Source organism: Caloranaerobacter ferrireducens (genome assembly GCF_001730685.1).
GTDB lineage: Bacteria > Bacillota > Clostridia > Tissierellales > Thermohalobacteraceae > Caloranaerobacter > Caloranaerobacter ferrireducens.
Window position 1 is genome coordinate 47,068 of record NZ_MDJR01000001.1, and the last position, 22,237, is coordinate 69,304.

Annotated in this window: 23 protein-coding genes; all 23 read left to right on the forward strand. The window is 28.4% G+C overall.

The features are described 5' to 3' along the window. Nucleotides 1-39 precede the first annotated feature (39 nt). The 23 genes from BFN48_RS00230 (at nt 40) to BFN48_RS00335 (ending at nt 22,237) form a co-directional block, all read left to right on the forward strand. Nucleotides 40-669: a LolA family protein gene (locus BFN48_RS00230; protein ID WP_069648879.1), complete on the forward strand. Its 630-nt coding sequence runs from the start codon at nt 40-42 to the stop codon at nt 667-669. Nucleotides 670-786: 117 nt separating this feature from the next. Further along, nucleotides 787-1,956 (forward strand): alanine racemase, encoded by a 1,170-nt coding sequence (gene alr / locus BFN48_RS00235; RefSeq protein ID WP_069648880.1) that lies wholly within the window; start codon nt 787-789, stop codon nt 1,954-1,956. A gap of 280 nt (nt 1,957-2,236) precedes the next feature. Continuing rightward, nucleotides 2,237-2,512 carry a CopG family ribbon-helix-helix protein gene (locus tag BFN48_RS00240; protein ID WP_054871579.1) on the forward strand — a complete coding sequence of 92 codons (276 nt, stop codon included), beginning with the start codon at nt 2,237-2,239 and terminating at the stop codon, nt 2,510-2,512. 1 nt (nt 2,513) lies between these two features. After that, entirely contained in the window at nt 2,514-2,864 is a 351-nt protein-coding gene (locus BFN48_RS00245; protein WP_069648881.1) for a type II toxin-antitoxin system PemK/MazF family toxin, read from the forward strand. Nucleotides 2,865-2,995: 131 nt separating this feature from the next. Then, nucleotides 2,996-3,565, forward strand: a complete 570-nt coding sequence (locus BFN48_RS00250) for a hypothetical protein (protein WP_069648882.1) — start codon at nt 2,996-2,998, stop codon at nt 3,563-3,565. Nucleotides 3,566-3,741: 176 nt separating this feature from the next. Continuing rightward, on the forward strand, nt 3,742-4,863 hold the full coding sequence (locus tag BFN48_RS00255; protein ID WP_069648883.1) for a glycosyltransferase family 4 protein: 1,122 nt from the start codon (nt 3,742-3,744) through the stop codon (nt 4,861-4,863). Between the two features lies 1 nt (nt 4,864). After that, on the forward strand, nt 4,865-5,359 hold the full coding sequence (locus BFN48_RS00260; protein WP_069648884.1) for a DUF4330 domain-containing protein: 495 nt from the start codon (nt 4,865-4,867) through the stop codon (nt 5,357-5,359). A 14-nt stretch (nt 5,360-5,373) separates the two neighbouring features. After that, nucleotides 5,374-5,799 carry a hypothetical protein gene (locus BFN48_RS00265; RefSeq protein ID WP_069648885.1) on the forward strand — a complete coding sequence of 142 codons (426 nt, stop codon included), beginning with the start codon at nt 5,374-5,376 and terminating at the stop codon, nt 5,797-5,799. Next, on the forward strand, nt 5,790-7,061 hold the full coding sequence (locus BFN48_RS00270; RefSeq protein WP_069648886.1) for an O-antigen ligase family protein: 1,272 nt from the start codon (nt 5,790-5,792) through the stop codon (nt 7,059-7,061). Before BFN48_RS00265 ends, BFN48_RS00270 begins: the two co-directional genes overlap by 10 nt. Beyond that, nucleotides 7,058-8,158 (forward strand): polysaccharide pyruvyl transferase CsaB, encoded by a 1,101-nt coding sequence (gene csaB, locus BFN48_RS00275; RefSeq protein ID WP_069648887.1) that lies wholly within the window; start codon nt 7,058-7,060, stop codon nt 8,156-8,158. The genes BFN48_RS00270 and csaB overlap by 4 nt, the downstream gene beginning before the upstream one ends. Nucleotides 8,159-8,166: 8 nt before the next feature. Then, nucleotides 8,167-8,928, forward strand: a complete 762-nt coding sequence (locus BFN48_RS00280) for a WecB/TagA/CpsF family glycosyltransferase (protein ID WP_242863183.1) — start codon at nt 8,167-8,169, stop codon at nt 8,926-8,928. A 25-nt stretch (nt 8,929-8,953) separates the two neighbouring features. Continuing rightward, a complete protein-coding gene (locus BFN48_RS00285; protein ID WP_069648888.1) occupies nt 8,954-9,820 on the forward strand; it encodes a YitT family protein in 867 nt (288 codons plus the stop codon). Nucleotides 9,821-9,832: 12 nt separating this feature from the next. Beyond that, entirely contained in the window at nt 9,833-10,654 is an 822-nt protein-coding gene (locus BFN48_RS00290; RefSeq protein WP_069648889.1) for a transketolase, read from the forward strand. Beyond that, a complete protein-coding gene (locus BFN48_RS00295; protein WP_069648890.1) occupies nt 10,654-11,601 on the forward strand; it encodes a transketolase family protein in 948 nt (315 codons plus the stop codon). Before BFN48_RS00290 ends, BFN48_RS00295 begins: the two co-directional genes overlap by 1 nt. Before the next feature lie 79 nt (nt 11,602-11,680). Continuing rightward, entirely contained in the window at nt 11,681-12,964 is a 1,284-nt protein-coding gene (locus BFN48_RS00300; protein WP_069648891.1) for a glycoside hydrolase family 18 protein, read from the forward strand. Nucleotides 12,965-13,272: 308 nt separating this feature from the next. Beyond that, nucleotides 13,273-13,713, forward strand: coding sequence for a protease complex subunit PrcB family protein (locus BFN48_RS00305; protein WP_069648892.1), 441 nt, complete (start codon nt 13,273-13,275; stop codon nt 13,711-13,713). 115 nt (nt 13,714-13,828) lie between these two features. After that, the gene (locus tag BFN48_RS00310; RefSeq protein ID WP_069648893.1) at nt 13,829-14,956 is read left to right on the forward strand and encodes a muramidase family protein; all 1,128 of its coding nucleotides are present in this window, start codon (nt 13,829-13,831) and stop codon (nt 14,954-14,956) included. A gap of 188 nt (nt 14,957-15,144) precedes the next feature. After that, nucleotides 15,145-17,529, forward strand: coding sequence for a Lon protease family protein (locus BFN48_RS00315; protein WP_069648894.1), 2,385 nt, complete (start codon nt 15,145-15,147; stop codon nt 17,527-17,529). Nucleotides 17,530-18,000: 471 nt separating this feature from the next. Next, nucleotides 18,001-18,135, forward strand: a complete 135-nt coding sequence (locus BFN48_RS12730) for a hypothetical protein (RefSeq protein WP_278287275.1) — start codon at nt 18,001-18,003, stop codon at nt 18,133-18,135. Between the two features lie 166 nt (nt 18,136-18,301). Next, on the forward strand, nt 18,302-18,607 hold the full coding sequence (locus BFN48_RS00320; RefSeq protein WP_069648895.1) for a PqqD family protein: 306 nt from the start codon (nt 18,302-18,304) through the stop codon (nt 18,605-18,607). A 95-nt stretch (nt 18,608-18,702) separates the two neighbouring features. Continuing rightward, nucleotides 18,703-20,073: a B12-binding domain-containing radical SAM protein gene (locus tag BFN48_RS00325; RefSeq protein ID WP_069648896.1), complete on the forward strand. Its 1,371-nt coding sequence runs from the start codon at nt 18,703-18,705 to the stop codon at nt 20,071-20,073. A gap of 82 nt (nt 20,074-20,155) precedes the next feature. Beyond that, the gene (locus BFN48_RS00330) at nt 20,156-20,836 is read left to right on the forward strand and encodes a hypothetical protein (RefSeq protein ID WP_069648897.1); all 681 of its coding nucleotides are present in this window, start codon (nt 20,156-20,158) and stop codon (nt 20,834-20,836) included. A 27-nt stretch (nt 20,837-20,863) separates the two neighbouring features. After that, nucleotides 20,864-22,237: a hypothetical protein gene (locus BFN48_RS00335; protein WP_069648898.1), complete on the forward strand. Its 1,374-nt coding sequence runs from the start codon at nt 20,864-20,866 to the stop codon at nt 22,235-22,237.

Sequence of the window (22,237 nt, forward strand, 5' to 3'; positions counted from 1 at the left end):
TTAAAGATTTTATTCAAATATTTGCCTGGGGTTGGTGGAATGAGGCGCATTATCTTATTGTTACTATCAAGTATTTTGTTTTTAACTGCATGTAGTGAAATGACTGATGAAGAAATTTTCTATCAAATACAAAAAAAGTATAATAGAATGGAAAGTTACAGTTGTTTTGCTAAAATAATAATTAATGGAGGTAAAGAACCAAAAGAATATAAGGCAAAACAAGTTTTTAAGAGACCAAATAAGTACATAATACAAATGATAGAACCTGAAGAAAGTAAAGGAATAACAACAATATACAATGGAGAGCAGGCTTGGATTTATCATCCGCAAATAGAGCAATCTATATTGATAAGAGACTATAAAGATTCTCCAGATGAAAATATGTTTGTAGGGTACTTTTTGAAAAATCTTAACACAACAGAAATGGTTAATCTTGAATCAGAAAAGATAGATAATAACGATTACTTAATAATTACAACCATGATTCCAGGTAATAATAAATACAGAATGTATCAAAAACTATGGGTAGATAAAAAAACTTACTTACCATATAAACTATACATATTAGACAAAGATGAAGGTATTATGGTTGAGATTTATTATTCAGATTTTTTGTATAACCTTGATATAAAAGATGAAAAATTTGAAGTTTATGCTTTGAAAAATTGATAAAAGTGATAAAATTTAATTAGAGGATTTTAATAAGAATTTTCTATAAATTTGTAAAATTCTACAAACTTCAAGAAAAAGATTTAGTTAAGCACAAAGATAAAGGGGGAGCAATGAATGTCATCTTTAACTAACACAAGACCAGTATGGGCTGAGATTAACTTAGATAACTTAGCACATAACATAAGAGAAGTAAAAAGAGTAGTTAAAGAGGGGACTTTAATAACTGCGGTAGTTAAAGCAGATGCTTATGGTCATGGAGCTATTAAAGCAGCAGAGACTTTTCTTAATAATGGTGCAGATAGATTAGCTGTAGCTACATTATCAGAAGCTATTCAATTAAGAAGAGCTGGATTCAAAGTACCTATACTTATATTAGGTTATACTCCTGAATATCAATTTGAAAAAGTTATTGATCATAATATAATTCAGACAATTTATACCTATGAGCATGGAATAGCATTTTCCAAAACTGCTGAGAAGTTGGGTAAAACAGGTATAGTGCATATAAAAATTGATACAGGCATGAGTAGATTAGGTTTTCAAGTTAATACGGATACAGTAGATCAGATAAGTGAAATCTGTAAACTTCCTTATATCGAAGTAGAAGGTATTTTTACACATTTTGCAGTTGCTGATGAAAAAGATAAAACTTTTACAAGAAAACAGTTTAATAAGTTTCAGAAATTAATTAAAGAATTAGAGAATATCGGTATAAAAATACCTATTAAACATGTGTCAAATAGTGCAGCAATAATAGATTTGCCAGAGTATAATCTTGATATGGTTAGAGCAGGAATTATGTTATATGGGCTTTATCCATCTGATGATGTTAATAAATCAAATGTTGAATTGAAACCTGCTATGACTTTAAAAGCAAGAATATCACATTTAAAAACAGTACCTAAGGGAACAGGTATTAGTTATGGACTTACCTATGTTACAGAAAAAGAATCTAAGATAGGAACGTTACCAATAGGATATGCTGATGGGTTTACTAGGATTCTTACAGGAAAAGCAGAGGTTGTAGTGAAAGATAAAAAAGTTAAAGTCGTTGGTAGAATATGTATGGATCAATGTATGATAGACTTAACTGAAGTGGAGGATGTAAATATAGGAGATGAAGTAATATTATTTGGTGACGGTATAAATTCTTTGCATATTGATGAAGTAGCTAAAAAGCTTGGTACAATAAACTATGAGATTGTATGCATGGTAAGTAGAAGAGTTCCTAGAGTTTATGTAAAAAACGGTGAAATAGTAAAAGTAATTGATTATTTGCTATAGAAGTAAACATATTTTTTGAAAATCTTCATCAAGTTTTCTTTAAATGTTCTTTGCTAAAGTTTTGTAATTATTCGCTTTTATTTTCATAAATATTTAAAAAATAAGTTTGTTTATAGCCTGAGTTAACAAAATGTTGTTAACTTGATATATAGTTTTATTGACACTTTTATAAATAATAATATATAATCTAGTATATGTTGCTTTATATAAGAATATATTAAAATATAGATACTTTTAAAGACATATGAATACAGAGGTCCCTAGGTATGGAGGTGCTCAAATGGCCGAAACAAAAAGAATTATGATAAGTTTACCTAATAGCTTATTAGAAGAAATTGATGGTATTATTTCAATTGAGAAAAAGAATAGAAGTGAGTTTATAAGGGAGGCCATGAGACTTTACATTAGAGAAAGAAAAAAAATGGAGATAAGAGAAAAACTTAAATCTGGGTACATGGAAATGAGCCACATTAACTTAAATTTAGCTGAAGTTGGCTTTGAGGAAGATGTTAGAGAGTTGTTTAATTATGAGGCTAAATTGACAGGAAGTGAATAGAATGATTGTAAAGAGAGGAGATATATATTATGCAGACCTTAGCCCTGTTATAGGTTCAGAACAAGGAGGGGTAAGGCCTGTTTTGGTTATTCAAAATGATATAGGCAATAAGTATAGCCCTACTGTTATAGTAGCAGCAATAACTTCTCAAATCAATAAAGCCAAATTACCAACTCATATAGAAATCAGTGCTACAGATTATGGACTTCCCAAAGATTCAGTAGTTTTATTAGAACAAATTAGAACAATTGATAAAAAAAGGCTTAGAGAAAAAGTTGGTTTTTTTGATGAAGATATGATGGAAAAAGTTAATGAATGTTTAAAAATCAGCTTAGGACTGATTGATTTTTAGAATTGTAACTAAGCGACTTTTAGTCGCTTTTTTTAGTTATCGACAATATTTCCTGGGAAATCGAAAAATAAAATATATTATGACAGGATTCTTGAAAAAATAGTCGAATGTATAATAAGGGAGGGATTTTTATGCTGCAAAAAATAAAGAAAAGAAAAACTTTAATATATGCAATAACTGTTGGGACAGCTTTTTTTGTATTTATTGGAATAGGAAAAGCTGCATTGAATGAACCAGGGTCATTAGAAGATCCATTAGTTACACAGAGTTATGTTGAGAAACGTATTGAGCAGATAAAATATTATATAGATCAGAAGATTCAAGAAGTTTATGAAAGTGTGAATTTGAATGCTACAAATGTACAAGCTTTAATTGAAGAAAATCAAGAATTGAAGAAAAGATTATCTGAATTAGAACAAAATAAAAATGAAGCAACTCCGAAACTAGAAGTTGTTGAATTAAGAAATGGTCAAAAACTTATAGGCAAAGCAGGAACGGAAATCATTTTAAGAGGTGGAAAAGCTAAAGCTATAGCTGGAAAACTAGGGGGATTATCTGATGTTACTGGAGCAGTAGATATAAAAATGGATCAGAACATTCCACCGAATCATCTTTTGATAATTCCAAGAGATGATGGAAGAGGGGTTTATGTAGATGAATATGCTATATTTATGGTTAGAGGTGAATATGAGATAAAGTAGATATTACAAATAGATGCTAGACTATAAATTAGGAGCTGTGAAGTATGCAGCTCTTTTAATATGAAAAATTGTAGGTTAAGTTTATAATAGAAAGTGCTATGCTATTGTGTTATAATAATATAGATATTTGAGATATTACCTGAAAGGAGGAAGCTCTCGCAGAGAGCTACTAGTATATGAAAGTACTTCATTTGATAAGCGGCGGTGATACTGGTGGAGCAAAAACACATGTATTATCTTTGGTTAAAGAGTTAAATAAAAAGATAGATGTAAAATTGATTTGTTTTCTAGAAGATGAGTTTTATTATGAAGGAAAATCTTTAGGTATAGATATAGATGTTTTTAAGCAGAAAAAAAGATATGATTTGTCTGTTATTAAGAGGTTAAGGAATACTATTATAAATTATGATTATGATATTATACATTGTCATGGAGCCAGAGCAAACTTTGTTGGTATGATATTAAAGAAAATCGTTAAAAAACCTTTTATTACAACTATACACAGTGACTATAAGCTTGATTTTAAGGATAATTTATATAAGCGTATAGTGTATACAACTATAAATTCTCTAGCATTAAGGTTTTTTGATTATTATATAGCTATTTCTACAAATTTTAAAAAGATGCTTGTAGATAGAGGGTTTGATATAAATAAAATTTTTACAGTATATAATGGAATAGACTTTAATAACGATATTAAAATTGAACCTAAGGAGTTATTTTTAAAAAGTTTTGGAATAGATGCAAAGGATAAGACAATAGTTGGAATAATGGGCAGACTTGAAACGGTAAAAGACCATGAGACCTTTGTTAAAGCTGCTATAAAGGTGTTAGAGACTAGAAAGGATGTAATTTTTTTAGTTGCTGGTTCAGGACCAGAAGAAAAAAGACTTTCTCAATTAGTTAAAGAGTATGGATTACAGGAAAGTATCTATTTTTTAGGTTTTGTCAAAGAACCATATTCATTTTTTAATGCTATTGATATTAATGTTTTAACTTCAAAAAGCGAGAGCTTTCCATATGTTGTACTTGAAGGTGCTAGAATGAAAAAGCCGATTTTATGTACTAATGTCGGGGGATTAGGAGACTTAGTAATAGATGGTGTTAATGGTTATTTGTTTGAAGTAGGCGATATTTTATCTTTAAGCAATTATATAAATTTTCTTCTAGATAATAGAAGTAAAATTGAAGAATTAGGAGAAAATCTTTATAAAAATGTTATTGATAGATTTTCATTAGAGAAAATGACTAATGACCATATAAAAATATATGAAGAAATTTTAGGTAGGAGGTTGTAAAATGAAAATTATCGATAGTAAAGGTAGAATTTTCGGATTAATAAATATAATTGATTTAGCTGTTTTATTAATATTTGCACTTTTAGTAGTAGGTGGAGGATATAAGTTTTTTAAATCTAAACCTAATATGATAGTAGAAGGTCAAAAAGTTTTAGTTAAGCTTGAAATAAGTAATGTAAGAAAACCTACAGTAGATGGAATAGAGGAAGGTGCATTATTATATCACTATGATAGGGGTCAAGTTTTTGGTAAGATAGTCGAGAAAAAAGTTGAGAACTATAAAGAAGCAGTAACTACAAGTGATGGTAGAATAGTTATGGCTGATGTGCCTGGTAAATATGTTGTTAATCTAGTTGTTGAAGCTGACGCTGTTATAACAGATCAGGTTATTATTGTAGGTGGAGAACATACAAGAATAGGAACTCAGTTTAGGTTAAAAAATAAAAACATTGCTGTTTTTGCTACTGTATTAGGTGTTGAAACTAAAGTAGATTAGTAGGAGATGATATTGTGTATGCTAGCTACACATTTACTGTTTTATCTAAAGTTTGGGAAAAAGTTAATAGATTTTATGAATATAGTTTGTTAAAAAGGACTTATATAAAGATAAAAGATCCTTTAAAGAAGCTATCAAGTGGTTCATTATTAGTAGCTTTTTTAACACAGGAGAGTGCAATATTAGAAATTAGTTTTTTGTGTAGAATGTATTATGTAGTAGTTGATATAATTAATAATTTACTTAGAAACCTTAATACCTTTTTTGTTAAAAGTCTAAAAGAAAGTTCTAGTTATAAGTTGATTACTAAAATTCGTACTAAATGTTTTAGAAACTCAAAATTAGATTTAGAAATTATAATTAAAAATAGCTATTTCGTTAGAGTCATTACTTATATATTTACTTTAGATGAAGATAATGGAGGGGAAAAATGGTGGTAAAAGCATTGGCGGGGCTTATTGCCGTATTGCTGTCAATAATTGATATAAAAATTGGAATAGGCCTAGCCATTTTTATATTACCTTTTGTACCTAAAGCTTATTCACTAGTATATTTAATATCTTTATTTATGATTTTTATATTCAGACAAATATTTATAGTTAAGCGAGATTTAAAAAAAGGTATATTTGGTGCGTTTATTTTTGCTTTAGCACTTGCAATGTTAATATCTACTTTAACTTCTTATAATCCACAGGGGAGCTTTAGAGATTTAGTGATACATTTTAGTTCATTAGGATTTCTTATTGTAGTAGTTAATAGTATTGAAAATAAGAAGCAACTAAATTCTATTTTGACTTTATTTGTTTTTACTACTGTGTTAGTAGCTGTATATGGTTTGTATCAATATAAAGTTGGTATTAAGCTAGATAGAGCTTGGGTTGATGTTTCTATTAATCCTGATATAAATACAAGAGTATTTTCAGTTTTTGGTAATCCTAATATATTAGCAGAATATTTAATAATGTCAATTCCTATTTCAATATCTTTATTCTGGTCTACAAAAAAGCTTTTGAAGAAATTGATTTTTTTAGTGAGCAGTTTGATTCTAATTGGAACATTGATATTAACATTTTCTAGAGGTGGATGGCTAGGATTTGCTTTTGGTTTATTGATATTTGTTGTATTAGTGGAAAAAAGATTATTATTATCATTAATACCTGCTGGAGTTTTAGCGATCTTTATAATGCCATCTTCCGTAATTCACAGGATTACAACTATTGGGAATTTAAGTGATTCATCAAATGCTTATAGAATAAAAGTATGGACAATAACATTAGATATTATTAGAGATAACTGGATGACTGGAGTTGGTTTTGGTTATATTCCTTTTAGAGAGACGTTTATAAAATATATAAGGACTATGAATGTATATCATGCTCATAATATGTATCTTGAAACCTTAGCTGAAATGGGAATAGGTGGATTTGTTTTATTTATATCATTCATTTTTATTATTTACAAATATGCTATAATAACTTTGATGAAAAATAATGATAGGTATTTAAGGACTATAACTGCAGGTGTATTGGCAGGTTTATCATCTGTTTTATTCCATGGTTTATTTGAAAATGTATTGTATTTACCAAGAATAATAATAACATTTTGGACATTAATATCTTTTATATTAGTTGCTGTTAGATTATTTAAGAATGAGAGTGGAAAGACAAATCTTGACAATATAGATAAGGGAGTATATCTATGAAAAAGAGAAAAAGGGTTTTGATTTCTGGATATTATGGGTTTAATAATAGTGGGGATGACGCAATTTTAAAAGCTATTGTTAAAGATTTTAAGCGTATTAGTAAGAATATTGATATTGTTGTATTATCAAAGAATCCATCAAGTACACAAAAAATTTATGATGTAAAGGCGATAAATAGATTTAATATAATTGATATACTTTTAGAGATGCGTAATATTGATATGTTAATTAGTGGTGGTGGTAGTTTATTACAAGACGTTACAAGTACTAGGTCTATAATTTACTATTTATTTATAATTTTTTTAGCGAAATTATTTAAAAAACCTGTAATGATCTATGCTAACGGTATTGGTCCAATAAACAAAAGGTTGAATAGATTACTGACTAAGATTATACTAAATAAAGTGGATATGATAACCTTAAGAGATTCTAATTCAAAAGAGACATTGAAAAATATAGGTGTAAACATCGATAATATGTTTGTGACAGCTGATCCAGTTTTTACTTTGGAAGCCTCAAATGAAAAAAGAGTAAAAGAGATATTTATAAAAGAGGAAATACCACAGGATAAACCTTTGGTTGGATTGGCAGTCAGAGAATGGAGAAATTCGGAAAAACTGAAGGAGACTTTAGCTAAAACATTGGACTTTTTAAGTAGTAGTTATGGTATGAAATTTTTACTTATTCCAATGCATTATCCTGAAGATTTAAAAATAAGTCAAGAGATTAAGAAAAACACTAAGGCAGACTGCTATATATTAAAGAACAGTTATAATGTTGAGGATATAATGGGAATAATTAAATATTTGGATATGATTATTGCTATGAGATTACATTCACTTATATATGCTGCTACACAAGCAGTTCCAATGGTTGGTTTAATATACGATCCTAAAGTTGAAGGTTTTTTAGACATGATTAATGTTGATACTAGATGCAATGTAGATTCGCTTGAGATTGTTGATTTATGTACGCAGATTGAAAAAGTATGGAGAAAGAGAAATGAGTACAATAAATTACTTACAGAGGTAAAATATTTACTTAAAAAAAGGGCAAAAGATAATATAGCTATGGCTTTAGAATTATTAAAAAAGTAGGTGAAATAGTGAAGGACACTATTAAAATAATGGGTACAAGAGTAGATAAAGTAACTTTAGATTCTGCTATAGATAAAGTACGTGAATTTGTAAAAAGTAACAAAACAAATGTTATATATACTCCGAATACTGAGATTGTAATGGCAGCAAGAAAAGATGATGAATTAAGAGCTCTATTAAATGAAGGAGACTTAGTTATACCAGATGGTATAGGTTTAGTTTATGCATCAAGAATAAAGAAAAAACCTCTTAAAGAGAGAGTAACTGGATATGACTTATCTATAAAAATAATAGAGATGGCTAATAAAGAAGGATTTAGTTTATTTTTGCTTGGTGGCAAACAAGGGGTTGCGCTTAAGGCTTGTGAAAATATAAAAGAAGAATATAGTAATGTTAAAATAGCAGGTTTTCATCATGGATATTTTAGGGGAACGCATATTGGGTATAAAGATCATAAAGAAGAAAGGGAAGTTATTAAGAAAATCAATGATGCTAAACCTGATATTCTTTTTGTTGGATTTGGAGCACCAAGACAGGAAAAATGGATTCATGAAAATAAAGATAAATTGAATTGTAAGGTTATAATAGGAAATGGAGGTACTCTGGATATTTTAGCAGGTAATGTCAAAAGAGCTCCTAAAATCTTTCAGACGTTAGGACTAGAATGGTTATATAGATTATTGAAAGAACCTTGGAGATATAAAAGGCAAATGGTATTACCTTTATTTGCAATGTTGGTATTATTTTCGAAAGATGACATAGTAGAATAGACAAAAAAGAGAGAGGAGGTTATTTATGGAAAGTATCAAGAAGAATTGGTATAGATATGTGGTTGAATATATAGGTATAACAATTGGTACAATAATTATGGCACTATCTTTAAACTTATTTTTAGAACCTAATACTATAGCACCAGGCGGGGTAACTGGTCTAGCTATTGTAATAAAGAAAATTGTTGGCATAGATGTTGATATTACAAACTTAGCTATAAATATACCTCTATTTATTTTTGGGCTTATAGTTTTAGGAAAGGCATTTGGTGCTAAGACTTTATATGGTACATTTGCTCTATCATTCTTTATTAGAATACTGCCAAATGGGAACTTAGTAAATGAATTATTATTGGCTGCGATATTTGGTGGAGTTTTGATGGGAATAGGTTTAGGTATAGTTTTTAGATTTGGCGGTACTACGGGGGGGACTGATTTAGCTGGTGCGATTCTTAATAAATACTTCCCTGGTTTTAGTACTGCTACTTTTATGATGAGTATAGACTTGTGTGTTGTAGCTATTGCTGGTATAGTTGATAAGAAACTTGAAACTTCATTATACTCAGTAATAGCATTATACATCATTGTAAAAGTAATAGACTTAATATTAGAAGGTTTAGGATATGCAAAAGCTTTCTTTATTATTTCGCAGTATCCTGATAAAATTGGAAATACTATACTTGAGAAATTAAATAGAGGAGTTACAGTTCTTAAAGGAAGAGGTATGTATACAGGGCAAGATAGAGATGTATTATTATGTGTGGTAAACAGATCTCAGGTTACTAAATTAAAAGAAATAGTTCACCAAATAGATAAAAATGCCTTTGTAATGGTAGCAGATATATATGAGGTGCTAGGAGAAGGCTTTAAAGAAATAAAAACTACTGGATAGGAGGTAAATAATATGGAAAAACATGCTGAGTTTAAGAAAATTGCTACAACATTAAGAAAGAATATTATTAAAATGTTGAATGAGTCAGGTTCAGGACACCCTGGTGGTTCTCTTTCAGCTTGTGAAATTGTTACAGCTTTATATTTTAAAGAAATGAGAATAAAACCTGAGCAGCCTAAATGGGAAGATAGGGATAGGTTTATATTATCAAAAGGACATGCAGCCCCTGTTTTATATGCAGCTTTAGCCGAAAAAGGATATTTTGCTAAAGAAGAGCTAATGAAACTTAGAAAAGCAGGACAAATGCTTCAAGGACATCCTGATATGAAAGGAACTCCTGGCGTTGATATGTCAACAGGTTCTCTAGGACAGGGATTAGCAGCAGCAAATGGTATGGCTTTGGCAGCTAAATTAAGTAATAAAGATTATAGAGTTTATGCTCTATTAGGTGATGGTGAAGTTCAAGAAGGTATGATTTGGGAAGCAGCTATGTTTGCTGCGCATTATAAATTAGATAATTTAACAGTTTTTTTAGATCATAATGGACTTCAAATAGATGGAGAAAATAAAGAAGTTATGAATATAGAGCCTATAGACAAAAAATGGGAAGCTTTTGGTTGGAATGTAATAAAGATAGATGGACATAACTTTGAAGAAATATTTGAAGCTTTAGATAAAGCTAGAGAAACTAAAGATAGGCCTACAATAATCATTGCTAAAACAGTTAAAGGAAAAGGCGTTTCATTTATGGAAAACAAGGTAGGTTGGCATGGTACTACACCTAATGATGAAGAAACAGAAAAGGCACTAGCTGAACTTGGAGGTGAAATGTAATGAGTAAGAAAATGGCTACTAGGGATGCTTATGGTGAAGCACTGAAAGAATTAGGAAGAGTTAATAAAGATGTTGTTGTATTAGATGCAGACTTATCAAAATCTACTAGAACTAACTGGTTTAAAGAAGAATTTCCTGAAAGATTTATAAATGTGGGAATAGCTGAACAGAACTTAATAGGAACAGCTGCTGGGTTAGCAGCAGCAGGTAAAATACCTTTTGCTAGTTCATTTGCTATGTTTGCTACAGGAAGAGCATATGAGATAATAAGAAACTCAGTTGCTTATCCTAAGTTAAATGTTAAGATAGCAGCAACTCATGCTGGAATAACAGTTGGAGAAGATGGGGCTTCACATCAATCAGTTGAAGATTTAAGCTTGATGAGAACAATCCCTAATATGGTTGTTATAAATCCTGCTGACGGTGTTGAGGCAAAAGCAGCAGTATTAGAAGCTGCTAAGTATAATGGACCAGTTTATATAAGATTAGGTAGAAGTAAAGTACCTGTAATATTTAATGAAGATGATTATAAATTTGAAATTGGTAAAGGTATAATGTTAGAAGATGGAACTGATGCGACAATTATTGCAACTGGTGTGATGGTGTCAGCTGCTTTAGAAGCAAGTAAGAAATTAGCAGAAGAAGGAATTAGAGTTAGAGTGATAAATATACACACTATAAAGCCAATAGATAAAGATATTATTGTGAAGGCAGCACAAGATACAGGTGCTATTGTTACAGCAGAAGAACATAGTATAATTGGTGGTTTAGGTAGTGCAGTTTCTGAAGTATTAGTAGAAAATTATCCTGTACCAGTAGAAAAAGTAGGAATTAAGGATACATTTGGAGAGTCTGGTAATAGTGATGAGCTATTAGTTAAATATGGATTGACAGCAGAAGATATAGTAGAGGCTGTTAAAAAAGTTATATCAAGAAAAAGAGGATAGTTACATATCCTCTTTTTTTGTTCCATTTTTAACCTTCTTACGAATATATTATTAGTAGCTAGAGTAAGGAGGTGTTTTTATGAAAATACACGTTGTTAAACCTGGTGATTCAGTATGGTCAATAGCAAGAAAGTACGGGACAACTCCTGAAAGTATTATAGAAGCTAATCAATTACAAGACTTACCGTATTTAATTGAAGGTCAGGCATTAGTAATACCGAAGACTTATACTAGATATGTTGTAAAACCAGGAGATACAGTATGGACTATTAGTAGAAAATTTGGTGTAACTGTTGATAGTATTATAGAAGCGAATAATTTACCAAGCCCTAATTTTATTTATCCAGGCATGATCTTAATAATACCGAGTAAAACTAAAAAGTATGGGGTAATTGAAGTAAATGGTTATATTGAACCAACAACTGCTGAGAAAGAGAAAAATACAGTTCAAGAGGTTGGGGAGTTTTTAACTTATATTAGTCCTTTTAGTTATCAAGTTAATGCAGATGGAACACTTAATCCAATAAAAGATGAGACAATATTGGAAGAATCAAAAAAATATGATATTGCACCTCTTTTAGTTGTTACAAACTTTAGAGGAGGTAATTTTGATACTAAATTAGCTCATACAATCTTAACAGATGAAAAAATACAGAATACACTAATAGACAATATCATTAAAACTATGAAAAATAAGGGCTATAAAGGATTAAATATTGATTTTGAAAGAATACCACCATCTGATAGAGATTTGTATAATAATTTCCTAACAAAAGTAGTAAATAGGCTTAAGCCTTTAGGATACCCTGTATCCACAGCGTTAGCACCAAAAACTTATGATATTAGAAAAGGAGCATGGCATGGAGCACATGATTATAAAGCGCATGGAGAGATAGTTGATTTTGTAATTTTAATGACATACGAATGGGGATGGTCTGGTGGACCACCAATGGCAGTGGCTCCTATAAATCAAGTAAAGAAGGTATTAGATTATGCACTAACAGTTATACCTAGTAGAAAGATTATGATAGGAATACCGTTATATGGTTACGATTGGACACTGCCGTATATGCCTAAAGGAGAATGGGCAAAACGAGTTAGTCCACAGACTGCTTTGAAGATTGCTGCAAAATATGGTGCTAAAATTGAGTATGACAAAGAATCACAAGCACCGTATTTTAATTATATCGATGAAGAGAGAAATAAGCATATTGTATGGTTTGAAGATGCAAGAAGTATTAAAGCGAAGTTTAAACTAGTTAATAGATATAACTTAAGAGGAGTAAGTTATTGGCTTCTAGGCTTATCATTCCCTCAAAATTGGGTTATGTTAGATGAACTATTTGTAATCAAAAAAATATGACAGGTGAAAAGCCTGTCATATTTTAATGTTATTTATAATCCATAGGAAATTATATACCTCGTTAAATTGTAGATAATTTTAAATATAATTTCTGTTTATAGATTTTAAAAAAATCTACCTAAATTTATTTAAATTGAAAATTTATTTCAATTTATAGTATGGTATGTAGTGGTCTAATTAACTAAGATATTAAAAATTTAAATAGTACTATTGTACTAAGCATAAATTCTTATATGTTAGAATAAGATATAAAGAAAATATTATTTTGGGTGTAGATAATTATTATTTATATATAAAGGGGGTATTATGTGAATAGGAAGCTGTGGATTTTGATTATAGTAGTAATTGTAATTTTGGGAATCATATTTATTCCTAAAATACTAAAAAATGAGGGTGATCAAGCGGTGAAGTTTGAAATATTAAATAAAAACGAAGTACCGAAAAAAATACAAGAGTTACTACCAAGATATATGTCAGAAGAGAGAGCGTTAGCTTGTAAGATAGAAAATGAAGTATATGTAATTGTTACTAGAGGAGAGAAGAAAACAGCAGGTTATACTGTTACGATAGACAGAATTGAAAAAGTTAAAAGTAAAGATAACTTTGATTTAATAGTTTATGCTGAGTACAAAGATCCTAAACCAAATGAATTAGTTGCTCAAGTTATTACATATCCTACAGTTATAGTTAAAACCGAGCTAAACAAATTGCCAAATAAAATTAAATTAGAAACGGAATATATTGATTAATCATCAGCTTTATGCTGATGATTTTGGTTTTTTATCCATAAATTACATAGTCGAAAAACTATGAAAAATGAATAAATTATATTAAAATGATTTATAGAAGAAGGAGGAGATAGATATGAAGAACATAAGAAAAATTTTAGCAGGAACTTTGGCGGTAACTATTCTTGGTACTTCATCAAGTGTTTTTGCTTGGACTTATGAGGTAAAACCTGGAGATACTTTTTGGAAACTTAGCCAAGAGTATGAAATAAGTATGGCAACTTTAATGCAAGTTAATGGTGCAGATGAAAATACAATTATATATGTAGGGGACAAGCTAATCATCCCAGAAAGCGAAGACTTTTTTTATTATGAAGTTAAGAAAGGAGATACACCTTATCTTATCAGTAAGAAATTTGGTGTAAAATTGGACGAGCTATTGAAAATAAATGGTTTAAATAGTTCATCAATAATATATCCTGGAGATAAATTAAGGATACCTATTAATAGTAATGCTAACACTAATACTAATACTGCTAGCGATACTAATAATACTGGTGCTAGTAAAATTGCAAGTAATATTAATTTTGAAACTAAAACTACAAAAACATATACAACGTATATTGTACAGCCAGGAGATGATTTCTGGAAAATTAGTCAGAAGTTTGGTATTCCAATGTATGAGTTAATGAAAGTAAATAATGCAAATGATAAAACTGTATTATATGTTGGAGATAAATTGCTTATTCCAGTTTATAACGTATCTGTTATGGAAACTGTTGGTGAAAAATACGGTGAATATCTAGATTGGTGGAAAGGTGCACAATATCTTATTCCAGTAGGAGCTGAATTTAAAGTAGTTGATTTTTATACAGGAAAATCCTTTATGGCTAAGAGAACTACAGGAACGAATCACGCAGATGTTGAGACTTTAACAGTTGATGACACTGAAAAGCTTAAAAAAATATGGGGAGGAAGTTTTAGTTGGGTTAGAAGACCAGTGATAATTGAATACAAAGGAAGAAGAATTGCAGCTAGTGCTTCTGGAATGCCTCATGCAGGAAATGACAATGCTCCAGGTGGTGTATATACTTCTTGGAGAAGTGGTGGTTACGATGGAGGAGTTAACTTAGATTATATAAAAGGAAATGGTATGAATGGAGTTTTTGATATACACTTCTTAAATAGTACAAGACATAAAGATGGAAAGATTGATGAAAAGCATCAATATTGTGTTAAAGTAGCAGCAGGTATAATTAAATAGGAAAAAAGCAGCTTATAGTTTAGGCTGCTTTTTTTATAATCCATAATTTATTTAAATCGAAGATTTTATTTTAATAAATTTAATAATAGGAGACATCTATATTAAAGGAAACATTTTCGATTTGTAGAATATAAATTAATAAGACTTATTGTGGGGAATAAATATACTAAAATTATGAGGTGATTTTTGTGAGAAAAGATTTAGTAGTACCAGTGGAGAAATTGAAAAATTCTTGTGACTTAAATATTTTTCAATTTGAGACAACAGAAGAGATTCTTCCTATAAAAGAGATTATAGGCCAAGAAAGAGCAATGAAAGCTTTAAAGTTCGGATTATCCGTAAAGAAAAAGGGTTATAACATATTTGTTACAGGGATTACTGGTACTGGAAGAAATAGCTACTCTTATTCAGTAGCAAAAGATTTTGCAAAAAAAAGAAAAACTCCTGATGACTGGTGTTATGTTTATAATTTTAAGAAGCCTGAATGTCCTAGGGCTATAAGGCTTAAGGTAGGCCAAGGTATAGTTTTCAAGAGAGAAGTAGAAAATGTTATTTCAAAGTTGAGAGTAGATATTTCAAAGGTATTTTCATCAAGAGAATACGAGGATAGAAAAAATCTAATTTATCATAATTATCAGAAAAAGGTTGAAGAAATAATAGACGAATTAAATGTAATAGCTAAAAATTATGGTTTTATATTCAAACAAAATGAAAATGGGCTAATAAGCATACCACTAGTAGACGGAAGGCCTATTAATGAAGAGGAATTAGAAAACATTTCAGAAGAGGAAATAATTAAGTTAAGAGAGAATTCAAGCAAGTTAAGTGCTGAAGCTTATGATATTTTTAATAAGTTTAGAAAATTAGATGAACAGTTAAGAGATAGATTAAAACAGCTTAATGAAAAAGTAGCTTTTGATGCTGTTGATTTTTATCTAGACCAATTGATGAAAAAATATAAAGACAATGAAGAAATAGAAAAATTTTTGAACGAAATGGAAGACGATATAATCAAGAATTTAAGCCAGTTTTTAGACAAAGAAGAAAGTAGTAAGTTAAGTGAGATAATTGGTAAATTATCTAAGCATGAAGATTTTTTTAAAAGGTATGAAATAAATCTTTTTATAGATAATAGTAACTGTCAAGGTGCACCTGTAATTAGAGAAGCTAATCCTAATTATTATAACCTGTTAGGTAAAATAGAATATGTTAATGAATCAAGTATGTTAAAGACCGATCATACAAGAATTAAACCTGGAGCTATACATGAAGCAAATGGAGGTTATTTAATAATACAAGCAAAAGATATATTAACTAATCCATTTGCATGGGATGGGCTTAAAAGATCATTAATTAGCGGGGAAATAAAAATAGAGAACATTATAAAAGGGAGTGTTGTGGCAGAAACATTAAAGCCTGAACCTATACCTTTAGATGTTAAGGTGATTGTAATTGGAGATTATTACACATATCAATTGCTATACGATTATGATGATGATTTTAAGAAGCTTTTTAAGATAAGAGCTGATTTTGATATTGAAATGGAAAGAAATGAAGAAAATATAAGGAAAATAGCATCCTTTATCGCATCCCATTGTAAAGGTGAGAATTTAAGACATTTTCATAAATCAGCTATTGGTAAAATAGTTGAATACTGTTCAAGATTAGCAGAAGACCAAAGAAAACTTACTGCTAGATTTAACGAAATAGTTGAATTACTTTATGAAGCTGACGCTTGGGCTGAAACTATGGGGGATTCAGTAGTTACAGATAAACATATAGTAAAGGCAATAGAAGAAAAGATATACAGAAATAATAAGTATGAAGAAAAATTACAGGAACTGTTTAAAGAAGGTATACTGCTTATAGAAACATCAGGATGGAAAGTTGGAGAAATAAATGGTTTAGCTGTTATGGATTCAGGTCAGTATTCTTTTGGCAGACCAAATAAGATAACAGTTTCAACATTTGTTGGAAAAGAAGGAATAATAAATATAGAAAGAGAAGTACAAAAAAGTGGAAGCATACATGACAAAGGAGTTTTAATTTTAAGTGGATATCTTGGTGAAAAATATGCAAGAGAAACCCCTTTATCTTTAACTGCAAGTATAACTTTTGAACAGTCTTATGATTTTATAGACGGTGATAGTGCTTCAAGTACTGAACTATATGCATTATTATCTAGTCTTTCAGACTTACCAATAAATCAGGCAATAGCTGTTACAGGTTCTGTAAATCAGAAGGGAATGATACAACCAATAGGAGGAGTAAATGAAAAAATTGAAGGATTTTATAAGGTTTGTAAGAGCAAGGGATTTAAAGGTGGAGAAGGAGTTATAATTCCTTATCAAAACATTAAAAATCTTATGTTAAGTGATGAGGTGATTAAAGCAGTAGAAGAAGGAGAGTTCACGATTTATGCTGTAAAAACTATTGAAGAAGGTATAGAAATTTTAACTGGTGTCCCAGCTGGGGAAATGGATAATAAGGGCAGATATCCAGTTGGAACTGTAAACTATTTAGTACAGAAAAAACTTGATAAATATGCTAATATAAGTAGAGAATATGATTAAGATAAGTTTATATAGAAATATAGAAGCAGCCTTATATAGGTTGCTTTTTTTACACAACAAATTTCCTAAAAAGTTACATTGTTGTGAAATTTATTTATAATAGAAAAAACATAAAAAATGGTTGACATACCATATATACACATATATAATTATATATAACAAATACTGGAAATGGACAAGATTACCAATTTATCAAATAAATTAAAGTAATTCTTTATAACATAATAAATTATATTTTTTAACAATTATAGAGTTTTGCAACAAAACATTAAATACTTTAAAGATGTAAGCAAAAACATATGTTCCAAGAGTATATATGTTAGGATAACTAGTATTTTTGATAAAACTTAATAGAGATTAATTTAGAAAAATTGCCGAAATATTTTTAAATAAACCTAAATAGCTATAGCTTTTTCAATGGTTGCAGAGTTCTGCAACAAACTAATATGTCATCTACAAAGGGGGGATATTATGAAGTATGAAAAACCTGTAATGTCAATACTAGAAGATGAAGAAGTATGTAATGAAATGTATTCATCAGGGATAATATTAGCTGCAGCACTGGCTATTGCAATAGTTGCTATTACACCTGAACCAGCATATTAATAGTAATCCCAGGAATATTTTTTTGGTATTCAAAGAAATATTCCTGGGATTTTAACAATGTGATAATTATTGAATGATAAATAAAAATAGATAAATTTTATATTTGTGTATGGAAGGATAGCAGGTTTAAATTTATCAAAACGGAATTCAAAAGAGGAGTGGTGATATGTTAGATTTTAAACCGTGCAGGAAAACGGAACTTTACAAAATAGAAAATGGTAAAGGTTACATAATAGGATTTAAATCTATAATAGAGTTGAATGAAGTAGCAGCAATATTCTGGGATATGGCAAATGGGAAAAACACTATTGCTAAAATTGTTGATTATATTTGTGAGGTATATGATGTAAATAATAAACAGACAGTTTATAATGATATATTAAGTATAATGAAGCAATTAAGTAAGGAAGGAATATTAGTAGAAAATTGGGATCCTTTATATAAAAGTAAAATTATACTTAAAGATGCTTAGTAATGCATTATATTTTTATTACTATTTAGTTTATGAATATATAATAATGTAGTTTATTTTTTATTTGATTTTTAAATGGAATGGAGGTTTAGCAAATGAATAGTGATTATATTGATGTTTTATTAGTGAATGCACCTTCACCACATCCTGGGAGTATTATTTCATATAGAATACAAGGGGTACCGCCATTAGGATTAGGTTACATTGGAACTTATTTAGAAAAGAAAGGGTATAAAGTTAAAATTTTAGATTTTTATATTGATGAAATTACAATTTTAGATTTAAAGTTAATTGTTAATGAATTACATCCTAAAATTGTAGCTATTTCTACAACAACAGAAACATATAATAATGGTGTTAAGATAGCAGATTATAGTAAAAAATTAGATGAAAATATTATAACAATTATGGGAGGATGTCATGTAACTTTTGAATATGAAAATGCTTTAAATACTGGATTTATAGATATTGTTGTTCGTAATGAAGGAGAATTTGTTATGAAGGAACTTTGTGATTATTATATAAAAAAACAAGGTAAATTGGAGAATATAAAAGGAATATGCTATAAAAGAGGAGGAAAAATTATAAAAAATAATAGAAGAGAATTTATAAAAGATCTAGATAGTTTACCTTTTCCAGACAGAAGTTTATATCAGTTAGAAAAATATCCTATTCCAGGGACGATTTCTACAAGTAGAGGGTGTCCAGGCAGGTGTATTTTTTGCGCAGCTACTGCATTATCTGGAGGTAAATATAGAATTCGTTCAGTTGAAAATATAATTGATGAAATAAAATATTTAAAAGAGTTAGGAATTTCATATGTACAAATTGTTGATGATACATTTACAGCAGATGTTGATAGACTTTATAAATTTTTAGAAATATTAGATAAAGAGAATTTAGGTATTACATGGGGGTGTGAATCTAGAGTTGATATAATGAATAAAGAATTATTAAATTTTATGAAAAAATGTGGATGTATATCTATACAATTTGGAGTAGAAGCCGGAAGTCAAGAAATGTTAGACTGTTTAAAAAAGAATATTACAATTGAACAAATTAGAAATGTTTTTCTTTGGGCAAGAGAAATTGATATAAAAACAGGTACATGTTTAATGATAGGACAACCATATGATACTTTAGAAAGTATACAAAAGACTATTGAATTTGCGACAGAAATACAGTCTTATGGTGCTAGAGTTGTACTTAGTGTTACAACTCCATTCCCAGGAACATATATGTATAATAATCCTGAAAAAGTTGGTATCCATATAGTTGATAAAAATTTTGATAATTATAATACTTTTACACCTGTGTATGATACAAAACATTTTAAAAGGGAAGATATAAGAAGGAATTATTATGATGCAATAATTAAACTTGGTAGAGGGCTGAACGACAGTAAAAAGAAAGAAGAATATAGACAATGGAGAGAATTTGTAAAGGCAAAAGCAGAGATATTATAGCTAATTGTGGCTTTAGTTTTATGCATTGTTTGCGATTATAATATTAAGGAAGAATGTTATTTGCATATATAAGGAGGCGAACATGGAAATAGTAAAAATAGAAATACCTGATAAAAATAAAGAAAATTTTATAAAATTATATATGACGATTTATATAAATATACTTAGGTATATAGCTATTCCATTGTATTTAATATATGGGATAATATTGGTGATAAATAGAAATTCCAAATTAATAATTTTAAATTCTCATTTAGTTACAAATATAGGAATACTGTTAATATTATTTCCTATTTCACTTGCTTTAGAGGAAACATTTCATGCTGCTATATTAATAATTCAAGGTAGGAAAGAAGAAGTAAAGGCTTTGATGTTTAATGTTATATCAATAAGGAAAATTAGAGTTTTAGGAATTGGTGTATCAGTTTATTTCAAAGGGAAATTTAATAATAATGATATTCTATATATTTCATTAGCAGGACCTGTTATGTCATTGGTGATAGGTATATTAAGTATTATTATTGTTATTATTATACTACTATTTTTAAATGTTAATGTAGTATATTTTTATAATTATATTAAAATTTTAATAATAGGCTTTTTATTTTTACCAATGTTTTCACTTATACCAGTTGAAATTTTGGGAATAACTACAGATGGTTATAAAGTTTTAAAGATGATAAAAAAATTCAATATAAGTATAAATAATATAAGTAAATGTATATTGAATATAATAGTAAATTCATTTATATACATGCGGTAAAAAGTTATGAGTAGAGTGGTGTTTAAGATGATAAAAGATTTAAAGAAAATATGGAGTTATAAAAAGTTGAATAATGTTGGAATTAGTTTTTTTCTAATATATACAATTTTAATTATTTTAGCAAATTTAATAGGACAGAGAATATTTTTTATATTAATACAAAATTATAAGTCTAACTATTATTTAATATACAACTCAACAATATATATTTATATAGCTATATCGTTTATATTTATTGGAAATGATATATTGAAGTTTATTAATAGTGGAGAATTTTTATTTTTAAGGAGTATCGGTTTTAAAGAAGAGCAATTGGTTTTAATATCTCTATTAAAAGAAAAGGCAGCTTTTGCTATTATATCGAGTTTATATATTGTATTAAATTTTAAAAAGGGAATAGGAATATTTAGCAATATAATGGCTAGTCTTTTCTTTTTTTTAATAATATTTGGGTTAGTATGGCTTTATTATATTAACAGAAGTAAAATGTTAATTAAAATAAAAAATGTAGTAATATTTATATTTATTATATTTCTTATTAAGTATTTATGGATCGACTTTAAATATTTAACTGTTTTAGATACTAAAAAAATTATAATTGATGGATTTTATAAAATAGGTAGAATAAAAGAGTTACAAACTTTAAAGCGATTTTTATTCGATTTAAATATTATGCAGATAGGTTTATTTTTGATAGTCGTATTTAATACTATTTTTTGGTGTAGGAAAAAATATATACAGCAATTTTATATTAGCAGAAATAGATTTAAATTATATAAAATTAAATCTACAGATGAGTTTATATATAAAAAATTTAATAAACATAATAACAAAATTATTGAGTTTGTATTGAAAGATATTTTGATATTGACTCAAAGGCTAGATTATAAAATAGTACAGCTTATATTTATTTTGATATTTACTGTGATTATTATAAATGTTAATAAGGTAGATTTTATAAAAAATTTGATATTGATGTTTATATACATTTTCTTTAACATGCTTTTTTCACAAGAATTATATAAAATTGAATCAGAAAACTTAAATTTATATAAAATGTTACCTATAAAATATAGAACATTTATAAATTCAAAAATTTGTAGTTTAGTAGTACTAACTTGTTGGATGCCAATTATATTTCTAATAATAGAAACTTTAACAGGCAAAATTAGTATAGTGCATTTTATAATCAGTATAATTTCCATTTTTATAATTTCTTTCATCATAGCTGTGTACTATTGTAGTATATTATCATTTTTTTATCCTAATATACACCATAAAACGGATATTCCAATGTTACTTTCTACTATATTAATTATATTTTTTCCGATTATTATTTTTGTTGTTGTTTATGTTGGAATGAAAAAGGGAAAAAATAATTGGTATAAAGTGGAGGAATAA